This window comes from Nostoc sp. DSM 114160, from assembly GCF_053470305.1.
Genome location: NZ_JBPFGO010000001.1, coordinates 55,882 through 74,139, shown reverse-complemented (window position 1 = coordinate 74,139; position 18,258 = coordinate 55,882). Strand labels below are relative to the sequence as shown.

18 protein-coding genes and 2 pseudogenes are annotated in these 18,258 nt (G+C 42.6%); 9 read left to right on the top strand and 11 right to left on the bottom strand.

Annotated elements, in window-relative coordinates:
* Window positions 1-653 precede the first annotated feature (653 nt).
* From NSTCB13_RS00320 to NSTCB13_RS00305, 4 genes and pseudogenes are all read right to left on the bottom strand, one after another.
* Window positions 654-1,221: pseudogene (locus tag NSTCB13_RS00320) on the bottom strand (IS1 family transposase); the annotation flags it as partial.
* A 15-nt stretch (window positions 1,222-1,236) separates the two neighbouring features.
* Window positions 1,237-4,633 (bottom strand): annotated as a pseudogene (locus NSTCB13_RS00315) (WD40 domain-containing protein); the annotation flags it as partial.
* A gap of 480 nt (window positions 4,634-5,113) precedes the next feature.
* Window positions 5,114-5,521: a type II toxin-antitoxin system tRNA(fMet)-specific endonuclease VapC gene (vapC, locus tag NSTCB13_RS00310; RefSeq protein WP_448270973.1), complete on the bottom strand. Its 408-nt coding sequence runs from the start codon at window positions 5,519-5,521 to the stop codon at window positions 5,114-5,116.
* Window positions 5,518-5,859 carry a hypothetical protein gene (locus tag NSTCB13_RS00305; protein ID WP_448270971.1) on the bottom strand — a complete coding sequence of 114 codons (342 nt, stop codon included), beginning with the start codon at window positions 5,857-5,859 and terminating at the stop codon, window positions 5,518-5,520. The genes vapC and NSTCB13_RS00305 overlap by 4 nt, the downstream gene beginning before the upstream one ends.
* A gap of 119 nt (window positions 5,860-5,978) precedes the next feature.
* On the opposite strand from NSTCB13_RS00305, the gene NSTCB13_RS00300 reads away from it, so the two are divergent.
* Window positions 5,979-6,578 (top strand): hypothetical protein, encoded by a 600-nt coding sequence (locus NSTCB13_RS00300; RefSeq protein ID WP_448270969.1) that lies wholly within the window; start codon window positions 5,979-5,981, stop codon window positions 6,576-6,578.
* A 137-nt stretch (window positions 6,579-6,715) separates the two neighbouring features.
* Window positions 6,716-9,004 (top strand): FUSC family protein, encoded by a 2,289-nt coding sequence (locus NSTCB13_RS00295; RefSeq protein ID WP_448270967.1) that lies wholly within the window; start codon window positions 6,716-6,718, stop codon window positions 9,002-9,004.
* 324 nt (window positions 9,005-9,328) lie between these two features.
* Here NSTCB13_RS00295 and NSTCB13_RS00290 read toward each other — a convergent pair whose 3' ends face one another.
* From NSTCB13_RS00290 to NSTCB13_RS00280, 3 genes are all read right to left on the bottom strand, one after another.
* Window positions 9,329-9,529, bottom strand: coding sequence for a hypothetical protein (locus tag NSTCB13_RS00290; protein ID WP_448268308.1), 201 nt, complete (start codon window positions 9,527-9,529; stop codon window positions 9,329-9,331).
* Between the two features lie 98 nt (window positions 9,530-9,627).
* Window positions 9,628-9,954 carry a DUF3140 domain-containing protein gene (locus NSTCB13_RS00285; protein WP_445630107.1) on the bottom strand — a complete coding sequence of 109 codons (327 nt, stop codon included), beginning with the start codon at window positions 9,952-9,954 and terminating at the stop codon, window positions 9,628-9,630.
* 9 nt (window positions 9,955-9,963) lie between these two features.
* Window positions 9,964-10,179, bottom strand: coding sequence for a hypervirulence associated TUDOR domain-containing protein (locus NSTCB13_RS00280; protein ID WP_445632034.1), 216 nt, complete (start codon window positions 10,177-10,179; stop codon window positions 9,964-9,966).
* Between the two features lie 43 nt (window positions 10,180-10,222).
* On the opposite strand from NSTCB13_RS00280, the gene NSTCB13_RS00275 reads away from it, so the two are divergent.
* The gene (locus NSTCB13_RS00275; RefSeq protein WP_448270965.1) at window positions 10,223-10,432 is read left to right on the top strand and encodes a hypothetical protein; all 210 of its coding nucleotides are present in this window, start codon (window positions 10,223-10,225) and stop codon (window positions 10,430-10,432) included.
* A gap of 69 nt (window positions 10,433-10,501) precedes the next feature.
* Entirely contained in the window at window positions 10,502-10,702 is a 201-nt protein-coding gene (locus tag NSTCB13_RS00270; RefSeq protein WP_448270963.1) for a hypothetical protein, read from the top strand.
* Here the strand turns inward: NSTCB13_RS00270 and NSTCB13_RS00265 are convergent.
* From NSTCB13_RS00265 to NSTCB13_RS00255, 3 genes are all read right to left on the bottom strand, one after another.
* Window positions 10,680-11,021: a DNA-binding protein gene (locus NSTCB13_RS00265; protein ID WP_448270961.1), complete on the bottom strand. Its 342-nt coding sequence runs from the start codon at window positions 11,019-11,021 to the stop codon at window positions 10,680-10,682. The genes NSTCB13_RS00270 and NSTCB13_RS00265 overlap by 23 nt on opposite strands.
* A gap of 319 nt (window positions 11,022-11,340) precedes the next feature.
* A complete protein-coding gene (locus NSTCB13_RS00260; protein ID WP_448270959.1) occupies window positions 11,341-12,606 on the bottom strand; it encodes a sensor histidine kinase in 1,266 nt (421 codons plus the stop codon).
* Complete coding sequence (locus tag NSTCB13_RS00255) at window positions 12,594-13,280, bottom strand: response regulator transcription factor (protein WP_448270958.1); 687 nt, start codon at window positions 13,278-13,280, stop codon at window positions 12,594-12,596. The genes NSTCB13_RS00260 and NSTCB13_RS00255 overlap by 13 nt, the downstream gene beginning before the upstream one ends.
* Before the next feature lie 65 nt (window positions 13,281-13,345).
* On the opposite strand from NSTCB13_RS00255, the gene NSTCB13_RS00250 reads away from it, so the two are divergent.
* The 5 genes from NSTCB13_RS00250 to NSTCB13_RS00230 all read left to right on the top strand — a co-directional run bounded on the left by NSTCB13_RS00250 (window position 13,346) and on the right by NSTCB13_RS00230 (window position 16,878).
* Window positions 13,346-13,741 (top strand): hypothetical protein, encoded by a 396-nt coding sequence (locus NSTCB13_RS00250; RefSeq protein WP_448270956.1) that lies wholly within the window; start codon window positions 13,346-13,348, stop codon window positions 13,739-13,741.
* A 128-nt stretch (window positions 13,742-13,869) separates the two neighbouring features.
* Window positions 13,870-14,073, top strand: a complete 204-nt coding sequence (locus NSTCB13_RS00245; RefSeq protein WP_448270313.1) for a putative sulfate exporter family transporter — start codon at window positions 13,870-13,872, stop codon at window positions 14,071-14,073.
* Window positions 14,074-14,346: 273 nt separating this feature from the next.
* Window positions 14,347-15,297 carry a Na/Pi cotransporter family protein gene (locus NSTCB13_RS00240; protein WP_448270954.1) on the top strand — a complete coding sequence of 317 codons (951 nt, stop codon included), beginning with the start codon at window positions 14,347-14,349 and terminating at the stop codon, window positions 15,295-15,297.
* Window positions 15,298-15,346: 49 nt separating this feature from the next.
* Window positions 15,347-15,976, top strand: coding sequence for a PhoU domain-containing protein (locus NSTCB13_RS00235; protein ID WP_448270953.1), 630 nt, complete (start codon window positions 15,347-15,349; stop codon window positions 15,974-15,976).
* Between the two features lie 200 nt (window positions 15,977-16,176).
* Entirely contained in the window at window positions 16,177-16,878 is a 702-nt protein-coding gene (locus NSTCB13_RS00230) for an ATP-dependent Zn protease (protein ID WP_448270951.1), read from the top strand.
* Window positions 16,879-16,971: 93 nt separating this feature from the next.
* Here NSTCB13_RS00230 and NSTCB13_RS00225 read toward each other — a convergent pair whose 3' ends face one another.
* Window positions 16,972-18,168, bottom strand: a complete 1,197-nt coding sequence (locus NSTCB13_RS00225; RefSeq protein WP_448270949.1) for a glycoside hydrolase family 10 protein — start codon at window positions 18,166-18,168, stop codon at window positions 16,972-16,974.
* Window positions 18,169-18,258: the final 90 nt, after the last annotated feature.

The window sequence follows — 18,258 nt, the reverse complement described above, 5'->3', positions numbered from 1 at the left end:
GACGAAAGCTGGGTGAGGGCTGGGGAAAGGGAAAAGGGGAAAGGGAAAAGGGTAAAGGGTAAGGGATTTAAAACGAATGGCACGCTTGTTAAGACACAGCCCTTGCCCTAACTGGTTAAGAGCCTCCAGGCTGGGAATCCATTCTGGGAGGCTTCGCCTCCTCTTTCTTGACCAGAGGCAGAGCCTCTGGGAATACATTCTCAAGCCTCCAGGCTGGGAACGAGGCTACACAAGCTTTCGAGCTTTACAAGTGTGCCATTCGGATTTAAAACCTTTTCCCTTTCCCCTTTCCCCTTTCCCCTTTCCCCAGTCCTCACAAGCGCATTTTTGGGTTGGCAGACTACTAGGCTAATGATTGGAATTTAGATAACTGCTCCTAAAGAGGTCAACGTGGCAGTTGTCGCCTCAGTTAAACCTTTAACTCCGAAAATATTCATTTGCTCATAGGGCTTACTTGCTCTCATGGTTTTTAAGCATTTGCCTGTTACGATATCCCAAAGTCTAATCGTGGTGTTGCATATTTGCGGGATGAATTAGGCTTAAAGGGTGACAAAACCGTCATGGAGGTAATGAAGTAATAATTTAATTGAAAGCCTAAGCATTTCCTCTGATTTGGAATAACACAAAGTCTTACGATGGAGGCGAGCCAAATAATGTCTTAATCTTGTATTTTCTCCTTCAACTCTCGTCATATATGTTTTCTTAACAATATGATCTCCATGATCAATAAAACATGGATAAACCGGGTATCCATCTGTTACATAAAAATAGCTTCTCCAACACTTGATAATCTTCCATAACTTTTCAAAGGTTTTTGCACTACGGTCTCCTAATACCCAGGCGAGAATTCCCGAATAGCTTTTATTTACTGCCGTCCAAATCCATTTCTTGTTTTTTTTTACCAACAAAAGTTTCCAATTCATCCACTTGGGTTACTTCAGGAATTTCAATACTCGGCGGTGCATCAGGTAAGGGGTCTGCGGCTTGTTTCACCCATTGAATTACCGTATTATGGTTAACTCCTGTTTGTCGCTCAATTGCTCGAAAACCTGTACCATTAACATACATTGTCAAACATTGTCTCTTAATTTCATCTGAATAACCTCGCTTTGAATATGATTCTACAAATTGGCGATCGCATCGCACACAGATGTAGTTCTGCTTACCACGACGATGCCCGTTCTTACGTATATGAGTAGATGCACAATTAGGACAGTTCATCCCTTAATTATGCAACACCCTAATCGTTTCATCGTCACCGCCACTAACTAAGGTTTGGTTGTCTGGACTAAAAGCAACCGACCAAACCAAGCCTGTATGTCCGTGCAAAACTTTCAGACACTCACCTGTAGAGACATCCCACAACTTGATTGTCAGATCGTGACTCGTGCTAGCCAGTATTTTGCCATCAGGGCTAAAGGCGATGGATTGCAACCAGTTTGTATCTGCTTGTAAAACTTTGAGGCACTCGCCCGTGTCTGGATTCCACAACCTGATTGTTCGATCTGGACTAGCACTTGCCAAGATATTACCACCGGGAGCGATCGCAATTGCCCAAATCCAACTCGTGTGTCCTGCCAATGTTTTGAGGCAATCACCCGTCTGAATATCCCACAACTTGATCGTTTGATCCCAGGAGCCACTTGCCAATATCTCGCCTTGAGAGATGAAAGCAACTGACCAAACCGCAGCGTTATGTCCCTGTAAGGTTCTTAAGGTTCGACCCGAACGCACGTCCCATAGTTTTATAGTACAGTCTTCACTGCCACTTGCTATAATTTGGCTGTCTGGACTAAAGGCAATCGATAAAACTGCGGCGCGATGTCCCTGTAAAGTTTTTAAGGTTTGACCTGAAGAAACATCCCATATTTTTAGTGTTTTATCTACACTACTGCTGACTAGGATATTTCCTTGATGATTAAAGATAACTGAATGAACCGAGTTGGAATGTCCTTTTAACACTTGGAGGCATTCACCAGTTGCGGCATCCCATAACCTCACAGTGCGATCGCGGCTGCTACTAGCAAAAATTTGACTAATGCTTGACAAACTAGCACTAACAGGACTAAAGCTAACAGAGAGTATTTGATTGGTATATCCTTGTAGGGTCTTGAGGCATTCACCTGTCTCGACACTCCATAGCTTCACGGTTTGATCGTGGCCGCCGCTAGCCAGAAACTTACCTTGGGGACTAAAGGCAACTGCAAAGACCCAACTGAAATGTCCTTGAAGCGTTTTGAAACATTCACCCGTATCGACATCCCATAACTTTACGTGATGATCGTGCCCGCCGCTAGCCAAAATGTCGCCTTGCGGGCTGAAGTCCACTGAAAAAACTCGATTTGAATGCCCCAGAAGTGTTTTGAGACATTCACCCGTTTGAGTTTTCCATAGCCTAATAGTTTGATCCTCGCTGCCACTTGCCAGTATCTGACCATCTGGACTGGGGGTAATTGACCGGATTCCACTATTATGATGCTTTTGAAACGTTTGAATGCACTCTCCAGTGTTGATATCCCACAATTTAACGGTGCGATCGTCACTGCCACTCAACAGTTGAGTATCTCCCCTAAAGACAACAGAGAGTACCCAACTCAAATGTCCCTCAAGTGTTTTGCAGCATTCTCCAGTACTACTATTCCATAACTTCACGGTGCAGTCATCGCTGCCACTTGCTAATGTGCAATTATCTTGGCTAAATGCAACCGACCAAACCTCATTTGTATGCCCTTCTAAGGTGCGAAGGCACTGACCAGTACTAACATCCCATAGCTTTATTGTGTAATCTGTGCTACCGCTAGCGAGAATATTACCATCAGGGCTGAACGTCAGTGATGTTACCCAACTTTTGTGTCGCGTGCAGATCAAGACTGGTTGCACATCGCTAACTTGGTACAGATGAATTTCTCCGTTACTGTCACCTATGGCCAGAAGTTCTCCATCAGGACTAAAGGCTACCGCATGAATAGCGCCAAAGGTTTCAGTAAAGGTACACCTCGCTAGATTTGCATAGGCAAAATTCGTATTTTGCAAATTTACATCTCGCAGGGTCGGCTTGCCAAATGGTTAAACCAGAGAAATCATAGCCCGTTAAATTAGTTTCTAGTTGATTGAGTAAGTTAAGAATATTACCTGCTACATATCCCGGCTCCAAGGGTGATTTCTCTCGCTGCTTGAGTAAGATTTGAGTCAGTTCATATTCCAAGTTTTTTTTACCTTGCAACAGTGGAATTAATCGGTTAATCAGGGGATAGAGAATCAGACGAATTTGAGTCTCTCTTACATAGTCTTTGGCAGTAGCTTTGATCAAGGCATGGCTTCTAAAAAGAGAAAACTCCTGCTTTGCAATCTCCTCACAAACTTGCTCAACCAAGCGACTTGTCACGTACTCCATGACGACTGGCTGTAGAGTGAAGCAAGTTGTATGTCGTTCAATAAGCGATCGCCTTCCCAAAGATTCCAGCGTTTCAACTAAATTCAGTTGGGGAAAAGGCGATACTAAATCTTCTCGTAACTTGGAGAGGTTCACTGGCTCCCGATTAATCGCTAGCCAGTACATTACATGCTTTCCCTCATCAGATAAACGCTCAAATTGCTGCTCTAATAAATCGCGAAGATCTCCAAATACGGTGGTTTCTTCTTTTAAAAACTCACAAATATAACCATCAAATAAATCTTGAATTGTAGTTGCGACAATTTTTAAGGCTAAGGCATTGCCTCCATAGCGTGTAACCAGTGCGCTGAATTGAGTTTCTGAACCCTTAAGCCTTTTACTCTTAAGAATTTCCTCTCCCTCTCCTTCTTTTAGTCCACCCAATCGCAAAGTTCGCACTGGCAAGGCTTCTCCTTCTAGAGAGGCGATCTCTTTCGGTTTTTCTCGCGTTGTCAGTAGCAAGCAACTCTGATGGTCTGATTTACCTACTCGTTTGAGGAGTTCGCCATACTGCTCGTATCCAAGGCTATATTGTCCTGCTCGACTCCCACCACGTAATACAGCATCTACATTATCGAACACGACCAAGCAGCGCATTTCCTTAAAGTAGTTAAGCAACTGAGAAATCTTATCACTAACGCTTTCCGGCAATTCTGCCTCAGTTTCTTGCTCATCAGACAGAAACTGAATAATACTAGCCAAGAATGTATCAATAGGTGGAGCGTCATACAGCGATCGCCAGACAATACAATCAAATTTGTCTTGCATTAGTTCTGCCAATTTAATCGACAGAGAAGTTTTTCCGACTCCACCCATTCCGAGAATGGTAACTAATCGACACGAATCCTTCAGCAGCCACTCATCCAGAGTACTGAGTTCTTCTGTACGTCCGTAAAATGCTAAGACAGAAACAGCTTCCCCCCAATCTTGACGGCCATTGGAATCTGAGGTTGAATAGTAGCCTTCGCATAGAGAGCTATCAAAACCAAGAAAGAGAGCCTCAAGTGTTCGCTTGTCAACTCCCTTCCTACGGTTCAAAACTTTTCTAATTGTTAGAGGATCTAAGTTAGTGCGGTAGCTTAACTCTTCAAGAGTAAATCTCTTGCCAAAATTATCTCGAAACTCAAACTTGTGCCTTGCTTCCTCAAACTTCTGTAAACCAACAGAAGTGAGTATAACTCCGCGCTTGCGTCTTGGCATACCCAAATTCCTCTACAGACAAAGATAGATTTAGCACAGAACTTAAGTACTTTTTCACCCAAGATATATTTATAACTGTTTTCGGTTTTTTTTGATAATGTCAACAATGACTTTTTTCCTCCTAACCGAAACTTCCCAGAATTGACTAAAACGTTTTGCTAGAATCGCACAAGCGATCGCACTTTACGAAAATCTCCTCGAACACCAGAAAAAGGCTTACAACAAAACTCTAGCTGAAAAGATGTGGATTTACCAAAAGCGCCAAGAAGAGCAGGTACAGAATGGGCTGGAAGCCATTCTCAGTAAATGCGCCATAGTTTAATCGCTTTGGTTACAGACTTATCTTTGTCAATCGCACTTACAAAATCGTGTATGAGTATATGGTAATATAACAGTAAGTTTGAATAATTTTATACCAGTAGTAATACAAGAGAACGAGTGCGGAAAGTTGTGAGATAATGTTTTCTAGCCAGTCATTTGTCAATTATCTATCTCCCAATCTTCAATCAGTAAGTTATTAATCCGCTTAAATTCTCTGGTGTTATGGGTAACAAGGCTTAAGTGATTTGTCTGTGCGATCGCAGCAATTTGTAAATCATAAGCTCCAATTGGAGTGCCTAATGCTTCTAGCTGAGATCGAATTATTCTAAATGTCATTGCTGCAAGATCGTCAAACGGTAGTGATATAAATTGAGCTAAAAATTCTTGCTGTAAGGTAAGATTGCGTTCTGGGTTGGCACTTTTCATTGCGCCATAAAATAATTCAGCTTTGACGATTGAGCAAACGGCAATATCTTTAGTAGCAGTGGTTTCTAATTTCTGTTTTAAGGTGAAATTTTTACCACGCATATAGATAATGCAAGTGTTAATATCTAGCAGAAATTTCACAGGATGGGTTCGCGTTCTTGTTGTCCTTGGGAATGGCGAAAGAATGTTTTATCTTGAATACACCCATAGAATTTAGTCAAAGGATATTCTGGAGTTTCAATTTGGGTTTCTGGTTCTAGGGACTCAATCAGGGTTTTTAGCAATGTCAAGCCTCGGCTAAGGTCGAGTTCTTTGGTGAGTTCAGCCAAGGGGGATTGACGGAAGAATCGTGGAAGTTTGGTGGGTTGGTCTGGGTGGGTATTGTGTGCGATCAGGTTTTGGGCAAGGAATTGGATAATATACAGTTTATCGTTGGGGGAAAGCTGAAGGAGTTGTTGTTCGAGTTCTGGGATAGCCATGATGGGGTTTAAGTGGAGGATAATTTTATTTTACTTTCACTCTTCAAGGGTTAATTTAGTTTGACTGGTTTTTTATCGGTTAATAGACCTAACCCCCTAACCCCCTTCCTGAAGCGGGAATGGGAAAAATTGGGATTAATCAGCTTAAAGCTATGAATCATTTAATTAACGAACTTTTTGTAAATATAAAATCAGACGACGAACGTGTACGCAGTAATGCAATTACTGATATATCATTCATCCTAGAAATTAATTCTTGGCAGTTACCACTAGATGAAAGACTGAGTAGATATGATAGTTTAATCAAAAAGGAGTTAATAACTATAAATTTAACTGAGAGCGAAGAGGCAGAAATTGTAGAATTCCTAAAAAGAGAGATTATTGATTCAAATAGATCGAAGAGTAGTTTATTATTTACTATAGGTAAATCTTCATCAAGAACCGGACTTTTAGCACTACTAGATATTATTCAAAATTCCTCTTCTGAATTTAATCCAAATGAGTCCTATCAAGCTTTAGTTTCTTTAGAGAAGATATTGTTCTGGAATAATTATGGATTATCTAATGAAGAAAAAAGAAACATTGTTTCTGAAATAAATCCTACAGCTTTTATAGAAAGTAAATTGGCATGGGCATTGAATAATTCTCATTCACCCCATTCAACCGGATTGCAGTATACTGCCGAAGGTTTACTAGATGGTTTAAGTCATTATCTCTAATGTTTTAAACTAGTCATAGTAAAAATTAAGCAACTCAATCACCTCAAAAGACATATTACAGACATCCGCCACGCTGTTATATCTGGCTAAAATGCTTTAAGAAGCGATCGCGCTTTGTTATAATCGCCAGTCTGATAATGTCATTTACAGATAAACGTCCTCTTAGTTGGTTGTTGCAGCAGTTTCAACTCCAGCCAGGTAAGCCCGCCCTTTCCACTGGTTTGCGTAGCCTTTTTGTACTGGGTGTCCCGATTGGAATTGGCATCATTACAGGTCATACTGCTGAAAGTGCGATCGCCACTATGGCAGCTTGGTTTGTTGGGATGGTAAATGTTGACGGAGCCTACCGTCAGCGAGCGATCGCGATGATCGCAGCTACGATTGGGGTAACTGTGATGTTCCTAATCGCAAGTCTGGTTAGCAGTCATCTCTGGTTAGCTGTCCCGACCACATTCTTGGTAATATTTATCGCAGGTTTAGCAAATCTCTATGGAAACGTGGCTGCATCTGTCAGCTTGGTTACTTCGATCATGTTTGTGATTGCGCTGGCTAGATTCGCTTCATTTTCTAATTTGCCTACTCTTATTCAACACTGTGCGCTATGTCTAGCTGGTGGAACATGGACAACTGTCTTGTCATTAGGACTGTGGGTGGTGCGTCCTTATGTACCTGCAATGCAGATAGTTGCTAACTGTTATTTCTCATTAAGCAATTTTGTGGACTTAGCAGGCCACAGGGCATTAAATCCAAAGGATCGTCAGGAGTGGGAACAGCGATTTTTGCAAGCTCAGGATACAGTTATTCAAAACTTGACATCTGCCCGTAGCGTCTGGACAACGATCTGGACTAGGCAAAGAGGAGCTAACTTACGAGGAAATCAGTTACTCGTATTAATCGAGGATGTAAATCAAATTGTTAATTCTGTTGTCGCACTGAACGAACTATTAGCGATCGCATCGGAACATCAATTATTTTCTCGGTTACAACCAGAAATTCAGCAAGTGATAGAACAGTCAGCAATTGCTCTGCAAATGTTATCAGAAGCAATCGCCAAAGGAAAAAACTCACCTCACTTAGGGGATCTCGATCGGAGTCTTGAAGCATTAGAACACCAAAGGCAAGTTCTGCGATCGCAAGTCCTGAATCAAACCATCAATGCTCAAACAGATGATTATTCCGATCTCCTCAACCTTGGGAAAATTACAGCCAGTTTGACAAAGCTAGTAGAGCAAATTCATACTGATGCAGAGATTGTTACAGATTTAAGCCAAGGAAAACTGCGTAACAGCATTGCCCAGCGAGATATTTCCCCCCCAGCCCAACCAGAACGTTCTACAATCATTGATACGCTGCGAAATAACTTCACTTTTGATTCAGTCCTCTTTCGTCATGCGTTGCGCCTCGCACTGATCGTAACTTTTGCTGAATTAATTGCCGAGCTATTCCAACTACCTAGAGGCTACTGGATCACGCTCACAGCTTTAGTTGCACTCAAACCCAACTTTGGCGGAACGTCACAGACAACAGTCCAAAGAGTCATCGGTACTATTTTAGGTGGAATTATTGGCATTGCTTTGATTTTACTAGTTAAGAATCAATTGGCGATCGCAGTTTGTTTCCTGCTGCTAGTATTTGTGGCGATGTCGGTGCGATCGTTAAGCTACAGCATATTCATCATACTGCTCACTCCCGCCATCATCTTGCTACTCAACATGATTAGTGCAGGTGGCTGGGAGGTTGGAGTATTGCGGATCTTCGATAGCTTTGCTGGGGGTGTCTTAGCACTACTTGGTAGTTATTTGCTTTTCCCTACTTGGGAACGACAGCAACTTCCTGCACAACTAGAAAAGACAATTCGAGCTAATCTTGCTTACTTTCAGCAAGTAATAGCTAACTATCTTCATCCAGAACATAATGCGATCGCTGATTCTATCAACATGCTACGCCACCAAGCTGCACTAGAGAACGTCAACGCTAACGCCGCAGCTCAACGATTGTTCAGCGAACCTCGTCACATTCAGGGAGAAATCGAACCTGTAATGACGCTGATGGCATACATTCGCGGCTTTTTCAGTTCGGTAACAACTTTGGCAGAACATCTGCGGGAATTTAGCGGCGAGTACCAATTTACTGAACTCAAGCGACTTGCCGATACCATTGTCCAAGTTTTGGAAAACTTAGCAGATGCCCTTGGACAGGGACACTCACCCCAACCATTACCAGCGCTAGATAGCGATCTCGAAGCAATTCACAACCAAATCCAACAGCTACATACTGCTCGGTTATCAGAAATTGCTACCAATTCCAACACTTTAACTCCCACATTACAAGCCGTTCGAGAACAAACTCCACTTTCTACAGAACTGGATCGAATTGTGAATGAAATTAAAATTATGCACTGTGTAATTGCTCGTCTGCAAGAATAATTTTCTTTTCACGCTGGTGCTGCGTTTTGCGCACCACGCGGGTGTTAACCTCTTGATTTTTTGTGAGTCTGCGATCGCAGCGACTATTTTCGAGGGACGATCGGCTGCTTTAACGTGAGTTCGACAAGCTTTTTTTGACCTCTCCCCCAACCCCTCTCCGTGTCGGAGAGGGGAGCCAAAACCCTAATTTCTTGTTGCTCCTCCCTTTCCCCGTGGGAGAGGGAGGTTGGGAGGGAGAGGTTTATCGAACTCAGGTTGCTTTAGCAATGCGCCGAAGGATTTATAACCCGCAACTTGGGTTAGTACAACATTTGAAATTCGTAGCTAATCAAATTTGGCAATACGTTGCGATGCCAATGTATCCCTTTGCGATGCCAATGTATCCTTTTGCGATGCCAATGTATCCTTTTGCAATGCCAATGCATCCCTCTGCAATGCCAATGCATCCTTTTGCAATGCCAATGCATCCTTTTGCAATGCCAATGCATCCTTTTGCAATGCCAATGCATCCTTTTGCAATGCCAATGCATCCCCCTACATAAAAAATGCTATGCTTTTACGCAAAACTGTATTTAGGGCGATCGCAGGAATTTGCCCACCTCAATGGCGGGCTATGAGGTACTTTACTTAATTGGATCGTGTCCCCAATTCTTCAAAGAATAGCACCAGCGTGTGTCTTCCAAATCACCCGATGGCTGCTGTGCAAGATGACGATGGACGTAACTAATAACTTTCTTCATGTGCGAAAGATCGTCGTTGGTGTAATCATCCTTTTTCTGCAATAGCTCGATGATACGCCGTCCAGATTTATGACCGATTGACTCATCGTCGCCATCTTTTTGCCCGACAGTTTGTGACTCATCCGTATCTAGCCAAGACTCTAGTTCTTTAGGTGTCATATTGACAACTTGATGAAACTCGTCAATCACCCCTTTAACATCTTTACTCATGACTCAGCATTACTCCTCTACTTTCTTCAGAGCATCAGGCTTGTGAGCAGCTTGTTTTCCTGTCTTATCGCTTTCAACTAAATATTCGGGATTATCTTCACTTGCAGTAACATGGTGTTCTTTAATATCTGTAGGTGAAGTGAGCTTCTTTACAACTTTGCCAGTTGTCTTACCTTGTGAAGTGTTCCATTCAACGCGATCGCCTTTTTTAAATTCTTCAGCCACATTCATCCCCTATTTGATGTTTTATACCTACTAAATTCACATTATGTCTGCGACTGGAAAAGCAGCCATCATTCTGGTGATAGAGAAAAAAACAGCAAACAAGATTAGTCAGCGTTGCAGAGAAAGCGGGATGATTTTGCTAGTTTTGTGGGATGGGCCGAAAAGCCATTGGTGTCAACTTAACGTAAAACCGATGTCCTGCAAGGAACTGAAGTTCCTTGCTCATAGCAAAAGTCATCTAAAAGATGACTAAATATTCCGGAAAATCTTTAGTCTCTTTAGATGACTTGAGCTGTTAGCCTGGAACTTTAGTTCTAGGCGGGTGATGAAGCCAACAGTGAAGCCATTTCTAGCTAGACACGTATGGCATCTTGCCCGTCCCTTGTATTTCGCGGCGCTCGTGTCGCCCACCCTACAAGAATCATTCCTTGATTCAGCAACGCCGGTTAGTCTTCAGCAATCAAAATTAGATTCATGGGAACAACCTGAAGTATCGGAATTTAATCGTCATGAATTTGAATAGTTTCACCGTTGGCACGAGTAATACTAACTGCTTTGAACTCATTGTCGTCATAGTTGCCAACTACGGTGACTTGTTCTCCTACAGAGAGGTTAATGGGTTGTCCTAACTGAGGTTCTGCGTCAACGATGATTTGTCCTTTACCATCGTTGAGAATGAACTCGTCATCTAAAAGCTTACTAACTTGACCGGAGATAGTAGTAACACGAGCATTTGGCAAATTCTCAATTTGGTTTGGTGCTTTCTGCGCTTCCACCTCAAAAGAAATTAGCAAGGCAAACAAGCCAGTTAAAACGATACTGGGTATAGGATTGAAATTCATTTGTTAAGTCCTCCAATCTGATGTGTAACTCACGCTTATTTTCAGATTGCCGGATAAAAGTAACTAGAAAGTAACAGCACGGTCTTAAGCTAAGAAATTCCTTCACTAACAATTAAAATCTTTGCTTGCCCAATATTAATTGCTTGTTATGGTGAGGGTTTAGGCATGAAGGGTAGCTTGATTTGAAATGTAGAGCCTTTACCCAAACAGCTGATTGCGATAAGGGACTTCCAATTAAAAAAATATTCCGTCGCTTAGAAGGCACTTCTTGCAGAGGGAGAGAAAGTCGTATTGATAGGAATGAAATGGGATAATTTATTTACTGGAAGTCCCTAATTTGTCCCCCATGTACTTGGACAATCTGTTGTGCGATCGCTAATCCTAACCCGAAGCCTCCTGTATGGCGCGATCGCACACTATCTACTCGATAAAACCGCTCAAAGATATGCGGTAAATCTGCCTCTGGAATCCCAATACCGCTATCTTGTACTTCAATTACCACCCAACGAGACTCTAAGAAGGCTCGTAAGCAAACTCTACCTCCAGACGGCGTGTAACGGCAGGCATTACTGAGAAGATTTGTTAGTGCTTGCCGCATTAAATCTGGATTTATTCTCAACATTACCAATTGTTCAGGAAATTCGCTGGTGAATTCTAAGTTTTTTATCTTTGCTGAGTGAGTGTATTCCTCTACTAATGCTCCCAGCCAGCTAACCAAATTGACGAGGTTAAGTGCCTCTGGCTTTAACTGTCCTTCATTTCGAGCTAAGAATAATAAATCACTAATCAACATTCCCATTGATTCAGCAATCTGGTCAATATTTTCCAGGGAACTTTGCTGTTGATTAGGGTCAATTGGTTCGAGCAAACTAAACTGAGCATGATTCCGAATTGCCTGAAGGGGTGTCCTTAGCTCGTGGGAGGCATCAGCTGTGAAGCGCTGTAATTGCTCGTAGGATTGACGAATTGGCTGCATGGCCATTCCACCCAGAAACCAACCCGTCAAACCAATTACGCTTAAAGCAATGGGTACACCTACTATTAAAAACAGTCTCAACGACCATAAAGTTTCTTCAACAGGCGCTAAAGAAGCAGCTATTTCTAGATAGCCAATTAATTGTTTATTCTGAAAAACAGGAACTGTTAATTGACGCAGCTGTTTATTGCAATCACCCCCTTGGGGCGGCTCCTCTGGAGTATTGCTTAACTCAATTGTTTGAAATCCTAATTGATTATTTAATTGCTCTGATGGAGTGACACCAAAAAACTCTAGTAGTTGCTTTTTGGGAGTGTACCAACGGGCATAAATAATTTTATTGTCAAAGGGCAAAGCTTCACCACCTAAGATAGGGACATCTTCGAGACTAATGCGTTGCTGTTCTTGGTAAAGTCCATCTTCAACGCCAGCCGCCATCAACTGAGTTGTCTTGTAAAGTTCTTGGTCAAATGCCCGCAATTGCTCTTTTGCTTCTAAAAAGTAAAGTATTGTTGCAAATATCGCCAGAATACTTCCCATAGAGAGCGTAAACCAGCGAGCTAGGTTACGCCGACTGCGGTTGAACATGTTAGGGATTAGCGATCGCATGATTCAGGAGCAACTAATCGGTATCCTATTCCGTAAACAGTCTGTAGCCAATCTTCTGCTTTGACTATCTGTAAGCGTTGCCGCAGTCGATGCACTAACATCGTTATTGCTTTACTATCTGGGTGTATATTCCACTCCCAAAGTGCTTGTTCGATTTGGTCATGAGTGAGTACCTGACTGGGATGTCGAAAGAAATATTCCAACAATTGAAACTCTCGACCCGACAACTGGACTGTAACTTCCTGGCGTTGTAACGTTAGAGTGTTGAGATGAAGTTGTAAGTCGGCTAACTCTAGCGTGTCGCCTTGCCAGAGTGGCACTCTGCGTCCCAATGCTCGTACTCGTGCCAATAGTTCGAGCAAACTAAAGGGTTTAACCAAATAGTCATCTGCACCAACATCTAAAGCAGATACTTTATCCAAAATTGCATCTTTAGCTGTGAGAATCAGCACTGGAGCCGTTTTTCCTGCTTGACGATACTTTTGACACAGACTAACACCACTCACCTTGGGCAACATCCAATCTAAAATTAACAGGTCGTAGTCTCTCTGTTGTATTAACCACTGGGCTGTTTCACCATCTTCAGCACCGTCTACAATATGTCCGACTTTCGATAGCGCCCCCTGTAGTGGTTGTAACTGAGTAACATCATCCTCTACAAGTAAAATTCTCATTCATCATGTCGCTGTACTTTTTTCTCTTTCCTATGATGAATTAATCATCAAACTTTTTCTGTATTATGGCTCGACCTCGTTGGTTGCAATTTCTCATTAACTTAGGACTAGAGTTTTGGCTGCCACTACCCTTAATCGGACTGTTTTTTTGGTTGAGTACGGGTTTGCTAACGCATCAAGTATTGAGTTATACCTATGACACAACTGCCCAAATCCACTCCGATTTAAAACATCAAATTCAGTTTTCTGTTTCACTAGCTGTCATGTCTATTGAAGCTGTAATTCAACGCAAAGAAAAGTTAACTGAAGTTAAAGTTTACACTGCTGATTCGCTTTTAAAGGAAATGGAATTTGAGTTTCCTGTGACTGAATTTGCTCAAGTTGATGCCGCGATCGCTCAAGCTTTAGGATTACCAATAACAGCAATAAAGCAGTTAATACGTTATCGCATTGAAAACTAATACCAAATCGTACCTCTAGCTTTAACTCATTCTAGGATTCCAAAAAAACACATAAATTAGATAGATTTACCGTATAATTAGTACACAATTTGAGAGTTAAGTGCTAATCAAGCGCAACATGGCTTGATATAGGTAAAGGAGCAATCGAAGCTGAAGACGATGATGCAGCGTTTGCGATCGCGGCAATTTTAGCATTAGGTGCGTTTGGGCTGTTTGTTTACCCACTGATTGGACATACCTTCGGCATGAGCGATCGTGCTTTTGGACTTTGGGCAGGTCTGGCGGTGGACAACACAGCAGAAGCTACAGCAGCCGGCGCGCTTTTGCCATAAACCACAGCCAATAGCCGCCCCCAAGCCCGCCGCAGTCTCGACATAGGCGGCTGTCGTAAAGCTCTGTGATTTAGAGAGCGCAGATTTTCTGGGAGATCCTTGTATTAGTTTGAATCTTTTTCAAAGAATATTGTTTTTCTTGAACTTCGGCATATTTAGCACTCAAGATTAACCTGTACCATATTTATTTAACCAAAAGTTAACTTATCCTTAAATACAGTATGTATACCAACTTACTGTATTTTTTGTAAGTTAGCAAAGTAAGGTGTGCTGATGCTGAAGACTCAAGATCCCACACAAGTGTTGATACTGTTAATTGGAGGTTCAACGCTACTTCTGTACGGAGTGAGACTAGTTACTGATGCAATGGAGCGGGCATTAGGTTCACGTCTGCGGCTGGTGATGATGAGGCTGGCGAGGCATCCTCTGGCAGCTTTTATATCAGGGATTATCGTAACTATGCTGACCCAAAGCTCCACAGCAACTGCCTCGGTGATGGTGGGACTGGTTAGCGCTCAGTTAGTACCCTTAGCAGCAGCAGTAATCATGCTACTGGGAGCTGCTGTAGGCTCTACATTGGTCGTACAACTGTTGGCGTTCCACATTACTGAATATGCACAAGAGTTCCTGGGTTTAGCGGCAGCGTTTGCGCTGTTGACTCAACGCAAGGCACTGCGGGATGTTGGTCGTGGTGTATTCAGTTTTGGATTGGTATTGCAGGGTTTAGCAATGATTGACGCGAGTAGCGCTCCTATTGCCGATAATCCGATTACGAATGAAATTATGCAGGCACTCTCCCAGTCTCCTTTAGTACTGATATTACTGGGTATCTTGCTGGCAGCAGCATTTGTCTCTAGCATCGCCGCAATCGGAATTGTTATGGCTTTGGCTGGAGGAGGTGCCCTCCCACTAGAAGCGGCTTTGGCAGTAATGCTAGGTGCCAATATTGGCACAACACTCATGCCCTTACTCACTGCATTGAACAGAGGCAGCGTTGTTGGACGCCGACTAGGATTTATCTATGTTGGCACTAGGCTTGTTGGGGGAGTATTGGTGCTGGCATTGCTCAATCCCTTGACAGTGTTATTGACTCGTCTACTCCCCAATCCTTCAACACAAGTAGCATTAGCACACCTGGGATTTAACTTAATATTGGCGATCGCTTTTGTGCCACTAGCAGGGTCTACTTGCAGACTTAGCGACCAGACTTCTACCAGAGCCTGAGACAGAAAAGAAACTAAGTGCACGCTACCTCGATCCCAATGCATTGACGTTGCCTGCCGTTGCACTCGGTCAAGCAATGCGTGAGGTTATGCGGATGGCAGATTTGTCCGCAGAGATGTTACAGCTTAGTATTCAAGCGTTTGAAGACAGAGTGAAAGATTTACCTAAACAGATTGGGGCACTCGATAACCAGCTTGACGACATGGAAACTGCTATTAAGCATTATCTGATTCAAATAAACGATCAACTGCTAACGGCAGAACAGTCGCAACGGGAGTTAACATTGCTTTCTATCAGTACGGAGTTAGAGGCAATTGGCGACATCATCGACCGACAACTTATGCGATTAGCCCGACGCAAACGGCGCAAACAAATTGCTTTCTCTGAGCTAGAGTGGAACGACATTGTTGCTTACCACGGCGAGGTACTAGGACTGCTACAACGAACACTAACAGGGCTAGCTGCACAAGACTCAACTATTGCAGATGAAGTATTGTCTCAACGGCAGTGCCTCAATCAATTTAAGCGGGAAATTTATCTACGACATCTCCAGCATCTGAGTTCAGGAGATCCTGTCAGTCTTAATGCCAGTTCTATTCTCTTGGAGATGGTTAATGCAATGAACCGTATTCTTTCTCATATCAGTAGCATTGCCCGTGCTATTCAGGGAGAGCTATGATTTATTAACGGGACTTAAAGATTTTTGAGGAAAAAATAAGCCTCAAACCCATGCAGAGTAAGGTAAATAGACCAAAGGCCAAAAATGGTTTAAACCCAGATATACCAATAAACAAAGCAAAACGATGTCGAAGTCTCTCTATAATATACATTAATTCCCACATAATGAAGAAATATTAAGTTGCATTCAGAAAACTTTCAATGAGCCAAACTAGCCTAAATTTAGTTGCAATATCTATCTTTCTCATGACCCTATCGGTATTGGTGGGGCCATTCTTCAACTTATCTCCGACAGTACCAGCACTTGCTACCTTCACCATCTTAGGCATCGCGACATTAGATAGTTTCAGCTTGCAAGGCAAGGGTGGTACTATCTTTTTAGATTGGATTGCTGGTTTTTCAAAAGAACACCGCGATCGCATCGTCCACCACGAAGCAGGACATTTCTTAGTTGCTTACCTGTTGGGCATTCCCGTTACTGGCTACACACTCAGCGCTTGGGAAGCGTGGAAACAGGGACAACCTGGCCAAGGCGGTGTCAGCTTTGATGATGGCGAATTAGCATCTCAATTAGAACTAGGTAAAATCAGCGCCCAAATGCTAGACCGCTACTGCACTGTTTGGATGGCGGGTATTGCTGCTGAAACCCTGATTTTTGATAATGCTGAGGGTGGAACTGATGATAAAAGTAAGCTGATCGGAGTCTTGACAATGTTAGGCTTTTCTGAATCAGTTTATCAGCAGAAAATGCGGTTTCATGCTCTCCAGGCAAAAACTCTACTGCAAGAAAATTGGTCTAGCTATGAGACTTTAGTTAGTGCTATGCGACAACGTACTTCGGTAGAAGATTGTCATGCTGAGTTAGCAGTAGGTAGTGGGAAGCAAGAAGTTATATCAAGCTAGTAATGAAGAGTTTGTAGTAAGCACTTTAGTGCTTATAAAATAAGGACAAAAGTCCTTACTACGAACTTATTAACATTATCTTAAACAGAAAATTTATTCAGCTCTGGCGCGGAGTGCCGGAGATGGAAAAAGATTTGCAAATCCAGCTTGTCGTTCAGCTAAAGATTCTAGATTGTTGTTCCAAAGACTTTCATAATAAAAGAAGGTTACGCCTAGACCCCGTTCTTGGGCAGCCCGCACCTGAGACTTGATTTGCTGTATGGGAACAGGATTATTTCGTAACCCTGTCATAATTCCAACTCCAGTTGGAATTCTTTGTTGCGCTTCTTGAATTTCTGCGCGGGAAATATTTGCCACAAAACTTTTTAGATCCGGACGATAAATTTGCACAATTAACTCGTCCACAATATTTTGTCGCATCCAACCTAGCCAATCTTGCAAGTGAAACTTGTAAGCAAAATCATAGTAATTAGGAGAAACAGAGAAAATCGCCTGGGGTTTTCTCTGTTTCACCGCTTGATTAAGTTTTCCCATGAATGCCGTAATCTTATCTGCCCGCCACTTTACCCATGCCGCATCTTGGGAATTTTTTGGGGGACGATTCTTGGTTTCTTTGGTGTACAAAGCAACTGTATATTGGTCGTAGCCAAACTCGTGAGGCAAACTCATGTGATCGTCAAACTGAATGCCATCGGCATCATATTGAGTAACAGTTTCTAGCACTAAATCGGTGATGAACTGTTGCACTTTTGGATGGAACGGATTGAGCCACATCACTTCACCAGCCGCACTGTTTGAAGTTTGGCTACCATCTTGCTTTTGTGTGAACCAATCCGGGTAATTCATTGCTAGTTCTGAGGTTGGGGGAGCCATGAAACCAAACTCAAACCAGGGAATCACTAGCAATCCTTGGCGATGGGCTTGGTTAATCAGGTCTGCCAAAATATCATGTCCATCTGAACCTTTGTAGACAAAAGGTTGAATACCTGCACGTTGTGCTAAGGCACTAGGATACATCACATAGCCAGAATTCCACACCACAGGATAAATTGTGTTGAAGTTCATCCGCCGCAGTTGACTCACTGCATCCTGCACCTTGTCTCGATTTTTGAGGGTGTCAAAATCATTAGTGGTCATCCAAACTCCGCGAATTTCCTGACGAGGTATCTGTGCGATCGCAGGGGTGAAACTGTCCGCCAACAATACACTAAAAAAGGATATTAAAATAAGAATCGGAAAAAAAGACTTCAGTAGTCGCCGCCAACTTTGGACAATTAAAGATGATTTCATAAATTTGAATGATGCATTAACTACCCACACACGCCATTGCTCACTTTTACGATTGAATCTACTAACCATATAGTTTACAAGTATTTATGC

Bases quoted from the DNA above. Each gene is read 5' to 3' on its own strand.
- NSTCB13_RS00250 (WP_448270956.1), top strand. From the start codon at position 13,346: ATGGCTCGACCTCGTTGGTTGCAATTTCTCATTAACTTAGGACTAGAG.
- NSTCB13_RS00230 (WP_448270951.1), top strand. From the start codon at position 16,177: ATGAGCCAAACTAGCCTAAATTTAGTTGCAATATCTATCTTTCTCATG.
- NSTCB13_RS00255 (WP_448270958.1), bottom strand. From the start codon at position 13,280: ATGAGAATTTTACTTGTAGAGGATGATGTTACTCAGTTACAACCACTA.
- NSTCB13_RS00285 (WP_445630107.1), bottom strand. From the start codon at position 9,954: ATGAGTAAAGATGTTAAAGGGGTGATTGACGAGTTTCATCAAGTTGTC.
- NSTCB13_RS00305 (WP_448270971.1), bottom strand. From the start codon at position 5,859: ATGGCTATCCCAGAACTCGAACAACAACTCCTTCAGCTTTCCCCCAAC.
- NSTCB13_RS00260 (WP_448270959.1), bottom strand. From the start codon at position 12,606: ATGCGATCGCTAATCCCTAACATGTTCAACCGCAGTCGGCGTAACCTA.
- NSTCB13_RS00300 (WP_448270969.1), top strand. From the start codon at position 5,979: ATGGGAAAAATTGGGATTAATCAGCTTAAAGCTATGAATCATTTAATT.
- NSTCB13_RS00275 (WP_448270965.1), top strand. From the start codon at position 10,223: ATGTCTGCGACTGGAAAAGCAGCCATCATTCTGGTGATAGAGAAAAAA.
- NSTCB13_RS00295 (WP_448270967.1), top strand. From the start codon at position 6,716: ATGTCATTTACAGATAAACGTCCTCTTAGTTGGTTGTTGCAGCAGTTT.
- NSTCB13_RS00265 (WP_448270961.1), bottom strand. From the start codon at position 11,021: ATGAATTTCAATCCTATACCCAGTATCGTTTTAACTGGCTTGTTTGCC.
- NSTCB13_RS00225 (WP_448270949.1), bottom strand. From the start codon at position 18,168: ATGAAATCATCTTTAATTGTCCAAAGTTGGCGGCGACTACTGAAGTCT.
- NSTCB13_RS00240 (WP_448270954.1), top strand. From the start codon at position 14,347: ATGCTGAAGACTCAAGATCCCACACAAGTGTTGATACTGTTAATTGGA.